16 protein-coding genes are annotated in these 15810 nt (G+C 42.0%); 13 read left to right on the top strand and 3 right to left on the bottom strand.

Going from position 1 to position 15810, the window contains the following annotated elements:
* Positions 1-214: 214 nt before the first annotated feature.
* Positions 215-1435 carry a sporulation integral membrane protein YlbJ gene (gene ylbJ / locus D0463_RS17440; protein WP_117308643.1) on the bottom strand — a complete coding sequence of 407 codons (1221 nt, stop codon included), beginning with the start codon at positions 1433-1435 and terminating at the stop codon, positions 215-217.
* A gap of 206 nt (positions 1436-1641) precedes the next feature.
* On the opposite strand from ylbJ, the gene D0463_RS17435 reads away from it, so the two are divergent.
* Entirely contained in the window at positions 1642-2442 is an 801-nt protein-coding gene (locus D0463_RS17435) for a patatin-like phospholipase family protein (protein ID WP_117308642.1), read from the top strand.
* Entirely contained in the window at positions 2432-3445 is a 1014-nt protein-coding gene (locus D0463_RS17430) for a SepM family pheromone-processing serine protease (protein WP_117308641.1), read from the top strand. Before D0463_RS17435 ends, D0463_RS17430 begins: the two co-directional genes overlap by 11 nt.
* A 370-nt stretch (positions 3446-3815) precedes the next feature.
* Here D0463_RS17430 and D0463_RS17425 read toward each other — a convergent pair whose 3' ends face one another.
* The gene (locus D0463_RS17425) at positions 3816-5033 is read right to left on the bottom strand and encodes a nucleotidyltransferase (protein WP_117308640.1); all 1218 of its coding nucleotides are present in this window, start codon (positions 5031-5033) and stop codon (positions 3816-3818) included.
* A gap of 224 nt (positions 5034-5257) precedes the next feature.
* Here D0463_RS17425 and D0463_RS17420 point away from each other — a divergent pair, with 224 nt between their 5' ends.
* From D0463_RS17420 to D0463_RS17405, 4 genes are all read left to right on the top strand, one after another.
* Positions 5258-5779, top strand: a complete 522-nt coding sequence (locus D0463_RS17420) for a YceD family protein (RefSeq protein ID WP_117308639.1) — start codon at positions 5258-5260, stop codon at positions 5777-5779.
* A 71-nt stretch (positions 5780-5850) separates the two neighbouring features.
* Positions 5851-6024 (top strand): 50S ribosomal protein L32, encoded by a 174-nt coding sequence (gene rpmF, locus D0463_RS17415; RefSeq protein ID WP_117308638.1) that lies wholly within the window; start codon positions 5851-5853, stop codon positions 6022-6024.
* Positions 6025-6225: 201 nt separating this feature from the next.
* A complete protein-coding gene (locus D0463_RS17410) occupies positions 6226-6990 on the top strand; it encodes an enoyl-CoA hydratase/isomerase family protein (protein ID WP_117308637.1) in 765 nt (254 codons plus the stop codon).
* A 92-nt stretch (positions 6991-7082) separates the two neighbouring features.
* Positions 7083-7712, top strand: a complete 630-nt coding sequence (locus tag D0463_RS17405) for an RsfA family transcriptional regulator (protein WP_117308636.1) — start codon at positions 7083-7085, stop codon at positions 7710-7712.
* 40 nt (positions 7713-7752) lie between these two features.
* On the opposite strand, the gene D0463_RS17400 is transcribed toward D0463_RS17405, so the two are convergent.
* Positions 7753-8217, bottom strand: coding sequence for an N-acetyltransferase (locus tag D0463_RS17400; RefSeq protein WP_117308635.1), 465 nt, complete (start codon positions 8215-8217; stop codon positions 7753-7755).
* A 199-nt stretch (positions 8218-8416) separates the two neighbouring features.
* Here D0463_RS17400 and D0463_RS17395 point away from each other — a divergent pair, with 199 nt between their 5' ends.
* The 7 genes from D0463_RS17395 to D0463_RS17365 all read left to right on the top strand — a co-directional run bounded on the left by D0463_RS17395 (position 8417) and on the right by D0463_RS17365 (position 15609).
* Positions 8417-9307, top strand: a complete 891-nt coding sequence (locus D0463_RS17395) for a 2-dehydropantoate 2-reductase (RefSeq protein ID WP_160118469.1) — start codon at positions 8417-8419, stop codon at positions 9305-9307.
* Positions 9304-9693, top strand: coding sequence for a DUF3397 domain-containing protein (locus tag D0463_RS17390; RefSeq protein WP_117308633.1), 390 nt, complete (start codon positions 9304-9306; stop codon positions 9691-9693). Before D0463_RS17395 ends, D0463_RS17390 begins: the two co-directional genes overlap by 4 nt.
* Positions 9694-9804: 111 nt before the next feature.
* The gene (gene bshC / locus D0463_RS17385; protein ID WP_117308632.1) at positions 9805-11421 is read left to right on the top strand and encodes a bacillithiol biosynthesis cysteine-adding enzyme BshC; all 1617 of its coding nucleotides are present in this window, start codon (positions 9805-9807) and stop codon (positions 11419-11421) included.
* A 206-nt stretch (positions 11422-11627) separates the two neighbouring features.
* Entirely contained in the window at positions 11628-12059 is a 432-nt protein-coding gene (gene mraZ / locus D0463_RS17380) for a division/cell wall cluster transcriptional repressor MraZ (protein WP_117308644.1), read from the top strand.
* A 59-nt stretch (positions 12060-12118) separates the two neighbouring features.
* Positions 12119-13063 carry a 16S rRNA (cytosine(1402)-N(4))-methyltransferase RsmH gene (gene rsmH / locus D0463_RS17375; RefSeq protein ID WP_117308631.1) on the top strand — a complete coding sequence of 315 codons (945 nt, stop codon included), beginning with the start codon at positions 12119-12121 and terminating at the stop codon, positions 13061-13063.
* A gap of 12 nt (positions 13064-13075) precedes the next feature.
* Entirely contained in the window at positions 13076-13429 is a 354-nt protein-coding gene (ftsL, locus tag D0463_RS17370; RefSeq protein WP_117308630.1) for a cell division protein FtsL, read from the top strand.
* Positions 13429-15609, top strand: coding sequence for a penicillin-binding protein (locus tag D0463_RS17365; protein WP_117308629.1), 2181 nt, complete (start codon positions 13429-13431; stop codon positions 15607-15609). Before ftsL ends, D0463_RS17365 begins: the two co-directional genes overlap by 1 nt.
* Positions 15610-15810: the final 201 nt, after the last annotated feature.

Genomic DNA, 15810 nt, shown 5'->3' with positions numbered 1-15810 from the left:
GGCTTGCCAGTTCGTCCGCGGAAAGCGAGTAGATTCCATGACCATTTGAAAATCAACAATGGAATTAAACAGAGCCTTTATTTGAAAAGATAAGTATAAATCTTTAACATGTATTGATGTCTAACTACAGCGCCCAGCCTCGACGCTCAGGACGTGTCGTTCTTAGCCGATGTTCCTTTTACAGGGCGCTTGCGCTTTTTTTATCTGAAGAAATTTAATTTCTATTCGTGTAGATTCTTGAAGCGTAGATAAAAATGTACAACATTAAAGAGGCGATAGTGATGATCGGTCCGTATGACACGAAGTATTCATAGATGTTTATATTCCAGCCGGAGTCCCATGGAGCAAACACCGGATAGGAGTTTGAATTGCGTTCCATCCAATCAATTTTTTCATATACGGGCTTCCACAGAAGCAGGGTGAAACCCGCAGAAAAAAAACCTTGCATCACTCTTGAAATAAAGAATGGGAGGAAGCGGATGTCCGTTTCGGCCAGAATACTGGCAACCTGCGCCTGTATGCTGAGTCCGCTGAAGGCGAGAAGGAACGAAATCATCACAGCCTGCTCTAGCAGTGTTACACTTGGGATTTGGCTCGTCATTTGGGAGCCCATCGTCATTTCAAATATTCCGGAAATAAAAGGCACGCTTAACGATTCAGGAAACTGAATGGCTGAAAGAATGTATTTAATTCCCGCTGCCAGAATCTCGGTGACATATAAATGATAAAGCATTTTATTAATCACTGAAAAAAGAATGATAAAACCGCCGATCATTAGTAAAGTATGGATGGAAGAGGTAACGGCGTCCCCTAGCTGCTTACCCAGGGGTCTTTTTTCTTTTAACCTTGTCCGGTGCATTTCAGCAAGGGCTGCTCGAATCGAGACTGGCACCGTTTTTTCATTTACGCTTACAGCTTCTGATTTTCCGTGAAACCTCATGATCAGGCCGACACAAATATTCCCTAAATAGTGGGACAAGGCTAGCATGATTCCTAAATGTTGATTATGGAAAAAGCCCACTGAGACAGCTCCAAAAATAAATAAAGGGTTTGCGGAGCTTGTGAAAGAAACGAGCCGCTCCGCTTCAATTTTTGTGATTTGTTTTTCCTGTCTCAATCGTGCGGTATACTTTGCTCCAGCAGGATTCCCCGAAGCCATGCCCATCGCCCAGACAAATCCGCCAACACCGGGCACCCTGAATAAAGGTCTCATTAATGGCTCCAACAAGATGCCGATGAATTTAACGACTCCGAATCCGATAAGTAATTCGGACAGGATAAAAAAAGGCAATAAAGAAGGAAAAACGATTTCCCACCATATATTTAATCCCCTGATGGAAGCTTCAAAGGATTCTTCGGGCAATGAGATGAGCGCTCCTGCCATCACTGTAGCCGAGGCAGCAAGCAAGAATGATTTGATTTTAGATTTTAACAAGAACTAGTCCTCCTCATGAAAGGAATCTGCTGGGCATCTATCTTCTTAAATGATAAAATGGAAATACTATGAATGAGTGGCGAATGTATATCGTACTTAAAGTGGCGGATTTAGCCGGCCTTGTCCTGTTATACACAATATGCTTATACAAAAGCACTTTAGACCATAAGATTGGAAGAGAGTTATTTAGGTAGGGAGGGATTCCGTTGCAGGAGCCGAAAATAGGGCTAGCACTCGGCTCTGGAGGAGCAAGGGGCTTTGCCCATTTAGGTGTTATCAAGGTTTTAATGGAAGAGGGAATCCCAGTCGATATGATTGCCGGAAGCAGCATGGGTGCCCTCGTAGGTACTTTTTTTGCGGCCGGATCGAATGATATAGAAAGGCTATATAAATTATCCCGTGTATTTAAAAGAAGATATTATTTAGACTTTACCGTACCTAAAATGGGTTTTATATCTGGAAAGAGGGCAAAGGAACTCATTAGGGTTTTTACCTATGGGAAAAATCTCGAGGATCTTGATATACCTGTAGCCGTCGTGGCAACGGATATTAAGGCTGGTGAAAAGGTCGTCTTTAAAGAAGGGTCAACTGCCGATGCAGTAAGGGCGAGCATTTCGATACCGGGAATATTTGTCCCGGAAAAGATCGGAGGGCGCTTATTGGTTGATGGGGGAGTCGTTGATCGGGTGCCCGTTTCAGTCGCCAGGGAGATGGGCGCTGACATTATTATCGCTGTGGATGTCGCACATGTAAAACAGGATCAGGAAATTTCATCGATTTATGATGTGATCATGCAAAGCCTGGATATTTTGCAGATGGAACTAGTGGAAAGCAGAAAAATTGCTTCTGATGTGATGATCCGCCCGCGTGTCGAACAGTACAATTCTAGATCGTTTACAAACATTCTCGAGATTATTAGTATTGGAGAAGAAGAAGCTAGACGAAGTATTAAGCAGGTCAAAGAATCAATCGAAAAATGGAAGGAGTCTCACCGAGATGAACCGTAAAACTTACATTCGCTCTTTCCTTATCGTTGTTGTCCTTCTCATCGCATCATCTTTCTACTATTTGCCTTACTACGTATCCAAACCCGGAATGGCAAAAGATTTGGAACCCCTTGTTGAAGTTGAGGGGGGCGATGATGCTTCCGGAAACTTTATGCTGACAACCGTAAGAATGGGCAAGGCAAATATCTATTCATATGCCATGGCGAAATTTAATAAATATCATGAAATTTACCCGGAGGCTGAGATCCGGGGTGAAGGTGAAACGGATAAGGAATTTAATGTCAGACAGCTTCACCTGATGGATGGCTCCAAAAACAATGCGATTCAGATTGCTTATGAAAAAGCCGGGAAGCCGATATCGTTTGAATATTTGGGCGTGTACGTGCTTAATGTGCTTAAAGGAATGCCGGCAGATGGAAAATTACAGCCAGGAGATCAGATTATAGAGGTGGACGATCTCAAATTTCAATCGTCTAAGCAGTTTATTGATTATGTAGGTGGAAAGAAAGCGGGTGACACCGTTACCCTTGTATATAAACGAGAATCAGAAACGGAAACGGTGGTTTTGAAGCTTAAACAGTTTGAAGAGGATAACAAAAAGGTCGGAATCGGCATTTCTCTGGATGATGACAAAAAGGTGATTACAGATCCCGCTATTTCAATGGATACCGATCAAATTGGCGGTCCTTCCGCTGGCTTGATGTTTACCCTTGAAATATACAATCAGCTGACAAAAGGAGATATTACAAAAGGGTACCAGATTGCCGGTACGGGAACGATGTCAGAGGATGGGACGGTCGGCCCGATCGGTGGCATCCAGCAAAAGATTGTCGCAGCTGATAAAGCCGGTGCTGATATTTTCTTTGCCCCAAATGAAAATGGCGCTGAGCGGTCCAATTATCGGCAGGCACTTATTGCGGCAAAGGATATAAAGACGGATATGGAAATTGTCCCCGTCGATACAGTAGATGATGCCTTGAAATATCTTGATAAATTAAAGTAAAAGATCAAAGGACTGAACAAGCCGCTTCTGGTGAATCTTCACCGGGAGCGGCTTGTTATATTTATCCTCTTCATTTATGATAATTGTTATGGATTATCCGATTTCTGCTCGATTAATCGAATTTGTGCTCGGTGATCCGGATTTCAGCTCGATTAATCGAATTTGTGCTCGGTGCTCTGGATTTCTGCTCGATTAATCGAATTTGTGCTCGATGCTCCGGATTTCTGCTCGATTAATCGAATTTGTGCTCGGTGATCCGGATTTCTGCTCGATTAATCGAATTTGTGCTCGATGATCCGGATTTCTGCTCGATTAATCGAATTTGTGCTCGAGGCTCTGGATTTCTGCTCTTTATCAAGATTTGAATCCACTATTCAAATTTGTCCAGCAATATCGGTGCTTCAAAATCCCGATTCATCAGTCTGCTTTGATATGGATCAGGCAGTCCGAGGGCGTAAATCCGTGATGCACGAATATCGGTTTGAATTTTTTTGGATTCAAACGATGACAGCTTTGAGACTAATGGAATCGGCACTTTCTTTTTGATATTTCGTAAATAGCTTCTTCCGACGGGTGACATGCCTAATAGCCGTAAATAGGAGGGGCGTTCCTGCAAGGGAAACATCTCTGCCTTTGTTGTGTTAGTCAGAATATGCACACACATTCTTTGGAGTCTTGTCCAGGTGTAGCGCTTCGTCTTTATCGCTGTCATAAATTCATGAAAATTTTGCGCTTGTCCGCTAGCATCCTTTAAACGATGCTGTATGCCTTCCTCGATTTCATATATTTGTTCTAACTCGTCTGCTGAAGCAGAAAGAATGCGGTATTTCAGATGCGGCCAATATAGATCCCAGCTATGGAAATGTTGATACTGATAAAGGTATTCCTTTAAAATGGTACTCGAAGCAGCGGGAACATATCCATCGATAGCTTCGGCTTTTTTTTCATTTTCAAAAAGTGCCTTTCGGATAGCTGTTGCGCTGGCGATAGTGTTTTCAGTAAGTGCCGGGTCATGATATTCAGCCTGGATGCGTGGAATTGTCGCGGGCTTGATGGCGAAATCATTCGATAAAGCGGCACGAATGTATTCCATGCCAAGAATGTTATTTGGCTTTGATAAATCGAGTGCAGCATCGACCGATAGTCCTCCGAAAGCAAGGGAAGCCGCACGGGGATAACTGTATCCCTCTTTTATATGCTCTTTAATTAACCCATTATACTGTTCCCGATACTCTTCAAGCAGCTGATAGGTACCAAGGAAAGGTTCGATCTTCCCATTTTCGCTGCCAAAGCAGAATGAATCGCATTGCAGTGCTTCTAGAATGGAGATCGCACCGCGAGCAAAAATTTCCGCCTTTTGCGAGGCGAAAGGATAGGGAAGTTCAATGACTAGATCGACACCTGCATGGAGAGCCATTTCCGTTCGCGCCCACTTACTTATAAGTGAAGGCTCGCCGCGTTGAAGAAAAGGGCCGCTCATAACGGCGATAACTGTGTCTGCATCCGCAGCTTCTTTGCTTTTCTTTAAGTGATATGCGTGTCCGTTATGAAATGGATTGTATTCAACAACTAATCCTACCGCTTTCATTGCTTCACCTCCTTATTATTTTGTTTTTTTAAGTTCTAATGGTAAAATAGGCTATCGTAAAACCTCTTGTTTTATTGATGCGAACATCAGGATTTTCATAACTTTTAATTAGGCATGAACCGGCCGCAAAGCGGGTATAATGTTTAATTATAGTGTAAAGAAAAAATATTGACAAACGGTAGATTGACAGCTATAATTACCTTTGTTGCCTTGAGGTGATTCATTTGGAATGGACAATTAGTCAACTTCAAAAAATACGGGAAAAAGAACTACAGCTTGATGAAACGGTAGATGTTTCAGATCTAAAGGAGCGAGACAAACAAATTCGTGACGTCTCTCCGATAAAAGTGACCGGCAGAGCTGACATCAGTTCTTCAAAGGTTACCTTCCATCTGCATTTATCCGGACAATTCATTTTGCCTTGTTCCCGAACGCTGGTAGATGTAAAATATCCGATTGATATTGACACAACGGAAACCTTTCTATTAAATGCGGCGAGTTATGATCTGGAAGATGATGATGTAACTGTATTGAAAGGCGATGTTGTAGACCTTATACCGGTAATTAAAGAAAATTTATTGCTCGAAATTCCGATGCAGGTATTTTGCGAGGATGCCCGCAGCGAAGATGCTGCTCCTCAATCAGGGAATGACTGGGCTGTTGTGACCGAAGAAGAAAGCAAACAAAAAGTCGATCCCAGGCTGGCAAGTCTTGCGAACTTTTTTGACAACAATAAGGAATCTTGATTGTAAACTCCGAAGACTACATTTTTCGGTCTTCACTGCTTCTTCATCTATTTTTTAAGGAGGTGGGAATAATGGCTGTACCTTTTAGAAGAACGTCTAAAACTGTTAAAAGAAAGCGCCGTACTCATTTTAAGCTTCAAGTACCAGGTATGGTAGCATGCCCGAACTGCGGTGAAATGAAACTTTCACACCGTGTATGTAAAGAATGTGGAACTTACAAAGGAAAAGACGTTGTGAACAACTAATTCCTTTCGTGTAAAGCACAGAGACCTTGTCTCTGTGCTTTTTCTTTTAATCTTTCCTATCTGCATAAATGCAGCTACGTCTAATGTCCATCTGCCAAAGGCACAATCGGCGAGTTTTTTGATATTAAAAGCAGGATATCGACCTTACATTCGAGAATGTATAAAAGTTCCTATCAGGATAAGAGAGTGTTGGTGAATAGAATGAATGATGCTGTAAAACTTGAGAAAAATGAGAATGGTTGTTTATTGGTGACGATAAACCGTCCGGACAAGAGAAACGCAATAAATGATGACGTGATGAACGGTCTGCATAATGCATTCATTCTAGCAGAAGCTGATGATGCTGTTAAGCTGGTCATATTGACCGGAGAAGGAGATGCTGCTTTTTGTTCCGGTGGGGATCTTAGTGAGTTTCATGTGCTGAAGACAGAAGAAGATTCATTTAAAATGTTATCAAAAATGGGAGAAATCGTATACAAGCTAGCGACGTTTCCTAAACCAACGGTTGCTTTCCTGAATGGAAGCGCGGTCGGAGGAGGCTGTGAGCTCGCAACGGCATGTGACTTCCGAATAGCCAGAGAGAAAGCGAAATTCGGTTTCATCCAAGGCCGGCAAGGAATAACGACAGGCTGGGGCGGGGCCTCTCTATTATATGAAAAGCTTCCGTATCAGGCTGCGATCAAGCTTTTATTGGAAGCGAATGTCTTACCTGTAGTAGAAGGAAAACAAATCGGTTTCATTGATTACATCGTGGGGGATTCTGCATCGGTCTGGGACAGTCCTATCAATGAGCTCATCGGCCTTGAAACAGGCGTTATGTTAGCATACAAGCAGCTGATCGTAAAAAAATGGGAGCAGCTTGGGCTAAAAGAGAGAATAAACCAGGAAGTCGCAGCTTGCGCAAAGCTATGGGAAACGGAAGCCCATCTTGTTGCTGTTGAAAGCTTCTTGAACAAGAAAAAATAATCCGGATTTTTTTAAGAAACACCTCTATCTCCCTTCTATCTACTCTAGCAAGTGCATATGTATGAAATAAAACTTGCTTTGGGGGTATAAAGATGTCGATAGCGAGACAGGATGCATGGACGCAAGATGAAGATTTATTGCTAGCAGAATTAGTATTGAGGCATATCAGAGAAGGAAGCACTCAGCTCAAGGCATTTGAAGAAGTAGGAAGAAGATTGTCCCGGACATCTGCAGCCTGTGGTTTTAGGTGGAATTCCTACGTGAGGAAGCAATATCAATCCGGTATTGAGCTCGCTAAAAAACAACGAAAAGAGAATAAGAAAGAAAATGGGGAAGAAATAGATAGCATTCCTGAGTCTTCTCAGGTGCCCTTACCTGCTGCCGAACAGATTGAACCGCAAGCTCCTACATCTTCAACAGGGGTCACGATTGAGGAAGTTATTCAATATTTAACGAAGCTCGATGAATTTTCGAAGCTTTTCAACAAAGAGAGAGATCAACTGACAAACGGGTATAATGAAGTGAAAAAAGGATATGAAGTCCTGCAGGAGGAAAACAGCAAACTAAAGGAACAACTTAGAGCTGTTGAAGAAGATTATCACTCGTTGCTGCAGATTTTGGAAAGGGCGAGAAAGCTAATCATTTTGGAAGAGGACCAGAAAAGCACGAAGGTGAAATTCCAAATGGACAAAAACGGTAATCTGGAAAAGGTAAATAAATAAAGGGTGTGCCCTGTTTGTATAAAGGGCACACCCTTGTAAGTTATGTTGATTGTTCGCCTGGCTGCCATAGGAGAGGATTTTCTCCAAGATCTCTTTCCATATCATATTCAACAGGCTGAAAGTCCATTTTACTCCAGAACTCGTGGGACCGTACCCTCGGATTTGTTTTAATGGGAAGGCCGAACCCTTTCGCGAACTTAACAAGGGCTTCTCCATAACCTTTTTTCTGATAGTTCGGGAGCACTTCCAGTTTCCATAACTCAAGGAAATCCTGCTTCGGTTCAAAATAGCGGTCAAACTTTGCGCTTCTTTCATATAAGCTCATCCGGGCAACTAATTTATCGCCGAAATAAATGCCGTAAAAAGGCGACTGGCTATCATTTTCAATGATGTTTTCTTCTAAATCATCCACCATTGATAATTCCTGAAGGCCGTATTCTTTAAACTTTTTGAATTCTTCCAGTGTTTTATAATTCACAAGTAAGCGTTCCACCTTGTATTCCATAAAGCTCCCCCTCACGTCTGGCAGTAATTTTATTGTAAACAGTATATGAGCGTTGATTCTATATAGAAACCGCTTTAATTCATTATATAATAAATCATCCAATTATTCTGCTAAAGATAATCTAACAAATGATTTAAATTCTTTCATGAAAAGCGGTTGTTTGCTACAATATAAAGATAATCATACTGGAGCGGGTATAATGAAAATAGGCATCATTGGCGGGGGAGCTGTCGGTCTGCTTTTTGCGTCATATTTAAGTGGTTTTCATGAAGTTGTGCTATATACGAGGACGAAAGAACAAGCGGACCTAATCAATGAAGAAGGTGTAACTCTCTTAGAGGGAAACGAACGGTTTTTAAAAAAAGTGCGCGCCATGACTTCCGGGAATATTAGCCGTCAGGAAGAGCTTCTGATTATCGCAGTAAAGCAATACCATCTCGAAGGACTTATGGAAAAAATCCAAAAAACCCCTTCGCCAATCTTGTTTATCCAAAATGGGTATTCCCACGTGAAGATGCTTAAAGAGCTACCGCAGGACGATATTTATCTGGGCGTAATGGAGCATGGCGCTCTGAAGCATAATGGGAATACTGTTGAGCACACCGGCGAGGGAGTCACGAAGATAGCGCGATACCGCGGGGAAATAGACCACCTGCAGCTATTACATAAGAAGATAGAAAGATTTCCAATTACTGTGGTTAAAGACTATCGCCAAATGTTACAGGAAAAGCTGGTCGTCAATAGCGTCATCAATCCATTAACAGGTATCCTCGGCATTAGAAATGGTGAATTAGTGGAAAATCCTTATTATTACGGCCTGTTCAGAGATTATTTCAATGAGATCAGCGAGATTCTTGAATTGGAAGATGCCGCTGCATATGAAGAGCATGTGAAACAGGTATGCCAAAAGACAGCAAACAATCGATCCTCTCTTTTAAAAGACTTAGAAAATGGAAGAAAAACTGAAATTGACGCGATTTCAGGCTATTTGATTTCAATCGCCAAAGAAAAGAACAAGAGCCATCTACTTACAGATGCTGTTTATCGGATGGTTAAAGGGAAGGAATATCAGGGGGGGGATCGTATGTGACGACTTTATTTTCAGCAATTGCCGCTACAATTATCACAATCCCCTTCTTCGCGTATCTTATTTTTTTCGTAATTGCTAAACAGATTACGAAGAATCATCGCCGGGCTGTTCATCTTTCCATGGATTTCAGCACGCTTTTATTTATTTTATCCGTCCATTATTTGATTCTGGCAATATGGGGGGAGTCTGTGTTTTGGCTGCTCTTGCTTATTATGATTGCGCTGGCTCTCTTAGTGGTGATTGTACATTATAAAGTAAAGGGAGAAATCGTGATACATAAAGTGGCCAAAGGGTTTTGGAGAATGAACTTCGCCTTTTTCTTCTGTGCTTATTTTATTCTCGTTCTATGCGGTCTTGTATACCGGGTTACAAGCGTCTTCATATAGGATAAAAATAATTGCCCGAGGTGCAGGTTGTTCCGGGCAACTTTTTTTGTTTTCTAAACACACAATGATATACTACTTAAGAATTAAAAGCTTGAGAAAGGGAGTACATAAATGGAGATTAAAAATCTCATGTTGCCGTTATTAAATCAGTTCGCTTCAGATTATACACAAGGTAATCTGCAAGTGGAAGATTACTTTCATTATAACCTGTCAAGTTCTGACCTTTTTCAGGCAAGATATAACGAGCTCATGACCCGTTCCTTTCTGCGCGATGAATTGGCAGATTACATACAGAATTATATGTCCAGATTCAATCCGGGACCTGAAGTGCTGAAAAATATGGAGGATCTCCGAAAACAAGATTCGGTAGTCGTCATTGGTGGACAACAAGCGGGCTTACTGTCAGGACCGTTATATACCATCCATAAAGTCATTTCTATCATTAAGCTTGCCGAGAAACAGGAAAAAGCCCTTGGTAAAAGAGTCATTCCTATATTTTGGATTGCGGGTGAGGACCATGATTTAGCCGAGGTAAATCATGTGTATACGATGCAAGGCAAAAAAACCTATCCGTTATATCATCCTTTTAAAACAATGATAACCGATATGAAATTAGATGCTAGGTCGGCAATGGCCTGGATTGACGAAGTTGTCGAAACATACGGAGAAAGTGAATTCACCAATGATTTGCTTCATCAAGCAAAGGAGATGCTTGAAAAGGGAGAGACATTCGTCGATTTTTTTGCATCGTTAATTCTTGACTGGTTTAACAAATATGGCTTGCTGCTGATGGATGCCGGAGATCCCGAACTTCGCAGAATTGAGGCGGATTATTTTAAAGAACTGATTGAGAAGAGCGGCAAAGTGACTGATGCTGTTTTATCCCAGCAGGCATTCATGCTGGAAAAAGGCTATAAACGCACAATCGAAATGGATGACAGGGCAGCCAACCTCTTCTATTATGATCGGGAAAAACAGGAACGTACCTTGCTTGAGTTGTCCGGATCAAAATACGTTGGAAAAAATGGCAGCGTTTCTTTCACTGAAGCCGAGCTTATCGAAATAGCCGAGAATCAACCGGAGAATTTAAGCAACAATGTTGTGACCAGGCCGATTATGCAGGAAATGCTTTTTCCGGTGCTCGCTTTTATTTCGGGCCCCGGCGAAATAGCATATTGGGCAGAATTAAAGCAAGCCTTTGAACAATTTGGCTTGAAAATGCCGCCTATCATACCGAGATTGAATATCACCTTTTTAGAGCGTGGCATCGCAACGGATCTGGAGGAGACCAGACTTGATTTGGAGACTGTTTTAACAAAGGGAACAGAGTCTGCAAAACAATCCTTTATTGATTCTGTGAAGGATCAATCGCTTGAAGCTGAATTTAAGTTAATGAGAACCATACTGGAAGAAAAGCATATAGCCTTAACTAGAAAAGCAATTGAAGTTGACAAAGGATTACAGCCATTGCTTGAAAAAAACCGGAACTTGTTGATAGGGCAGCTGGATTTTATGTACGATCGAATCATAAACAGCACCAAGGATAAACATTCGGTAGTACTTGAAAAATATAATAGAATTGAAACATCCCTATTTCCGCTCGGTTCACCACAGGAACGAATCTGGAATATTTTTTACTATCTTAATAAGTATGGCCCCACTTTCATTGAAGATATCATGAAAATGGACTATGAATTTGATAATAAACACAAGGTTATCTACTTATAATGCTTATAATTTAGTGAAGTGGCAGGAATTATTTCCTGTCTTTTTTTTATGCAAAAAACAAAAAATGAAAAAAAAATTACTCCACAAAGCCCTATATAAAAGCGTTTTTAATGGATGAAATCCCTTGTTGGGAAATAATTTTAAAAAGTGGTGGTGAAAAGTGGGGGATTGTGGTACATTTGAAAGGGAAAGTGGGGTTAGTGGCTATGTTCATGGGTGAATACCATCATAACATTGATAATAAGGGCCGTTTAATCGTACCTGCCAAGTTCAGGGACAACCTCGGTGAAGAGTTTGTGATTACCCGCGGACTGGACCAGTGTTTATTTGGTTACCCAATGGACGAATGGAGACAGCTCGAAGAAAAGCTGAAAGCCCTGCCTTTAACTAAAAAAGACGCCCGCGCTTTTACACGTTTTTTCTTTTCAGGTGCGACGGAATGTGAATTGGACAAGCAAGGACGGATTAATATCCCTGCTCCGCTTACTTCCTATGGTCAGCTTGAAAAAGAATGCGTCATTCTCGGAGTTTCCAATCGAATTGAGATTTGGAGCAAGTCCCTTTGGGAAGACTATTTTTCAACCTCAGAAGATTCTTTTGCTGAGATTGCAGAGAATATGATTGGCTTTGATATTTAATCTGCAGTCTTTAAAGGAAGAATCAGCTTCAAATAATCACCGATTGGAAGGGTGTTATCATGTTTCAACATACAACTGTATTACTCAGGGAAACGGTGGATGGACTAAACATTAAGCCGGATGGCGTTTATGTCGATTGTACTCTTGGAGGCGCAGGACACAGCGAATATTTACTATCAAAACTTTCGGACACTGGCAGGTTATATGCGTTTGATCAAGATATGACCGCGATAAGAAATGCCGAAGAAAAGTTAAGCAGCTATGGGGAACGTGTCACCCTTATTCAAAACAATTTCAAACATATTAAAGAAGAGTTAACAAGCAGGGGAATACATAAGGTCGATGGGATTCTGTATGATTTGGGTGTATCGTCTCCGCAACTAGATACACCGGAGCGTGGCTTTAGCTATCATCATGATGCGCCACTCGATATGAGGATGAATCAAAGCGCGCGGATATCCGCCTATGACGTTGTAAATACCTGGTCATACCAGGACCTTACCAGGATTTTCTTTCAATATGGAGAAGAAAAATTCGCTAAACAAATTTCAAGAAAAATAGAGGCTGCAAGAGAAAAAAAACCGATTGAGACAACCTATGAATTAGTCGAGCTGATTAAAGACGGAATTCCAGCACCGGCAAGGAGAAAGGGAGGACATCCCGCAAAGAGGATTTTCCAGGCGATTCGCATTGCCGTGAATGATGAACTAGGCGTGTTTGAAGATTCGCTGGAGCAATCGATCTCGATTTTAAAGCCGGGAGGAAGAATTTCAGTCATCACCTTTCATTCGCTGGAAGACAGGATTTGCAAATCTGTCTTTAAGAAATACAGTGATTTACCGGAGCTTCCGCCGGGACTTCCTGTCATTCCCGATGAATTTCAGCCGACACTAAAGTTGGTAAACAGGAAACCGCTCTTGCCAAGCGACGAAGAACTGCAAGAAAACAATCGATCAAGATCAGCTAAATTACGAATTGCAGAAAAAATTAAAGAGATGAATTAGGGGGGAATTCCGATGAGTTCTATCGCGAAGAGAATCCAAGAACAGCAACAATCCGAACAGCAAAAAACAGTCCAGACAGTCATTATCCATAAAGCAAAAATATCCTTTGGTGAAGTGGTGCTTTTATGTACGTTGGCTTTGGCCATTGCCTTTGCCGGGGTGAAAATCATTTCGAACCAAAGCGCCATTTATCAAACCAATAAAGAGATCCAACAGACAGAAGCATCCATTGATGAACAAATAAAAGTAACGAACGATTTGGCGGTCCAGGTAGATGAGCTAAGTACTTATGAACGCATCTGGAAGAAAGCTGCTGAGCTTGGCCTCATGTTAAACGAAAATAATGTGAAGGTTGTGCAGGAATAATGCAAATCAAGCAAAAAAATATGAAAACAGGAGCAGCGCTATTATTTGTATTATTCGCTCTGCTCTTTTTTGTATTAATCGGCCGCTTTCTCTATATTCAAACTACGGGTAGGGCTGGCGGTGAAGTGTTGGCTGCCAAAGTCGAGGAAAAGTATGAAAAGCAAAGAGTCATTGAAGCGGAACGCGGTACGATCTTTGACGCAAAAGGCGAAGTGATTGCCGAGGATACATCCTCCTATTCGCTTCAGGCGGTGCTGGATAAAAAGATGACAACTGATCCTGATAATCCCAAGCATGTTGTGGATCCAGAGTTGACCGCCAGGCAACTGGCGAAATATTTAGATGAGGATAAGCAGTATTTTTATGAACGTCTGACAAAAAAAGGCTCAGATCAAGTAGAATTCGGCACAGTCGGAAGAGATATTTCTCATGAAGTAAAGGGGAAAATTGAAAAACTGAATTTGCCAGGCATTACCTTTAGCCGCGATACAAAGCGATTTTATCCGAATGGCGTATTCTCATCGCACTTAATCGGTTATGTGGAGAGCGATAACAAAGGAAATGTAGTTGGCAAGCTGGGTGTAGAACGATTTTTGAACAGTGAGCTTAAGGAAGAAGATGGCGCTCTGAAATACGACAGCGATTTCTGGGGTGTTCTGCTTCCGGGCAGTGAAGAAAAGATTACGCCTCCCAAAAATGGAAAAGATGTAAACTTGACGATTGATAAAAAGATCCAGACATTCCTGGAGGACTCGATCACGAAAGTCCAAAATCAATACAAGCCGGAAGAGATCATTGCGATTGTTTCTAACCCAAAAACGGGCGAAATCGTCGCCATGGCACAACGGCCAACCTTCCATCCACAGACGAAGGAAGGGTTAACGGATACTTGGCATAACCTTGCGGTGGAAGAGAGTTTCGAGCCGGGTTCGACGATGAAAGCATTTACTTTGGCAGCTGCTGTGGAAGAAGGGAAGTTTAATCCGAATGCCACTTTCACGACCGGATCCTATAAAGTGCCCGGCACTAAACCGATAAATGATCACAGCGGCATTCCTGATGGAAAGCAAATATCTTTCTTGGAGGGAGTGCAGCGATCCTCGAATGTGGGCTTTGCAACCATAGCCATGGAGGGAATCGGTTCCGAAATATTAAGAAAGTACTTAACAGATTTTGGCTTCGATAAGCCTACAGGAATAGACTTACCGCATGAAGCAACCAGTAAAATACAATACAAGTATAAACGTGATAAAATTTCCACCGCATTCGGGCAGGCCAGTGCGATTACACCCATTCAACAAATCCAAGCCGCATCTGCGATAGCCAATGACGGAAACATGATGAAGCCTTATGTCATAAAAGAAATCAACGAAGCAGGCAGCGATAAGGTAATCAAAGAGACAAAACCGCATGTGGCCGGTAAGCCAATATCGGCGGAAACAGCAAAAAAGGTCCGTGAATATTTAGGTACCGTCATTACAGCAAAGAATGGGACGGGGAAAAAATATCAAATTGACGGCTATGAAGTTGCCGGTAAAACAGGCACGGCCCAGATGTCCGGACCTGGAGGGCGCTATCTCACTGGGTTTGAGAACTATACGTTCTCATTCCTCGGAATGGCTCCAAAAGATGACCCGCAATTGGTCATGTATGTTGCGGTCAAACAGCCGGAGCTAAAAGGCGGCAAGGTAGGTGCTGATCCGCTCTCGGAAATCTTCAATCCTGTTATGAAGAGCAGCCTGCAGTACCTGAACATAAAGCCATCTAATTTTGATAAAAAAGAATTGAAAAAAATCGGCGAATATAAGGGTCAGTCTGTCGGGGAAACTGTTCAGCAATTAACGGAAGCGGGATATGAGGCCGTCACCGTCGGGAAAGGGAAAACGGTAGCGGATCAAGCGCCAAAAGCGGGAAGCGTGCTCCTCGAGGGCGAAAGGATCATCATCAAAACTGACGGTGAAATGACGATTCCGGATATGCACGGATGGTCCTTAAGAGATGCGATGAAGGTTGCGAGTCTTGCGAAGCTGGATTTAAACACCGCAGGCAGCGGATATGTCAGCAAACAAAATCTAAAGCCGGGAAGCATCGTTAAAGAGGGAGATTATTGTATCGTCGAACTGACAAAACCAGAAGATTTATTAAAAAAGCCAGCGAAAAAAGATGAAGTACATGATTAAACTAACAAAGGAACCCACTTTTAGGCGGGTTCCTTTGTTTTAGTTGAAGAAAGTATAATTTATTACTTAGTTAAGTAGAGGACTTACAGAATTAGTCTTTCTTCCTTTGGTACCGAAATTAAGGACCGGCAACAAAAATAAAATTCCGGCAACGAAAGTCCCTGTTCCGGCAACAAAATGAAAAAAGCGGCAACAAAACGG

The sequence above is a fragment of the Bacillus sp. V59.32b genome, assembly GCF_003429085.1.
Taxonomy (GTDB): Bacteria; Bacillota; Bacilli; order Bacillales; family DSM-1321; genus Peribacillus.
Note: the sequence above shows the minus strand (reverse complement) of the source record. Positions and strands in the feature narration are given on the sequence as shown.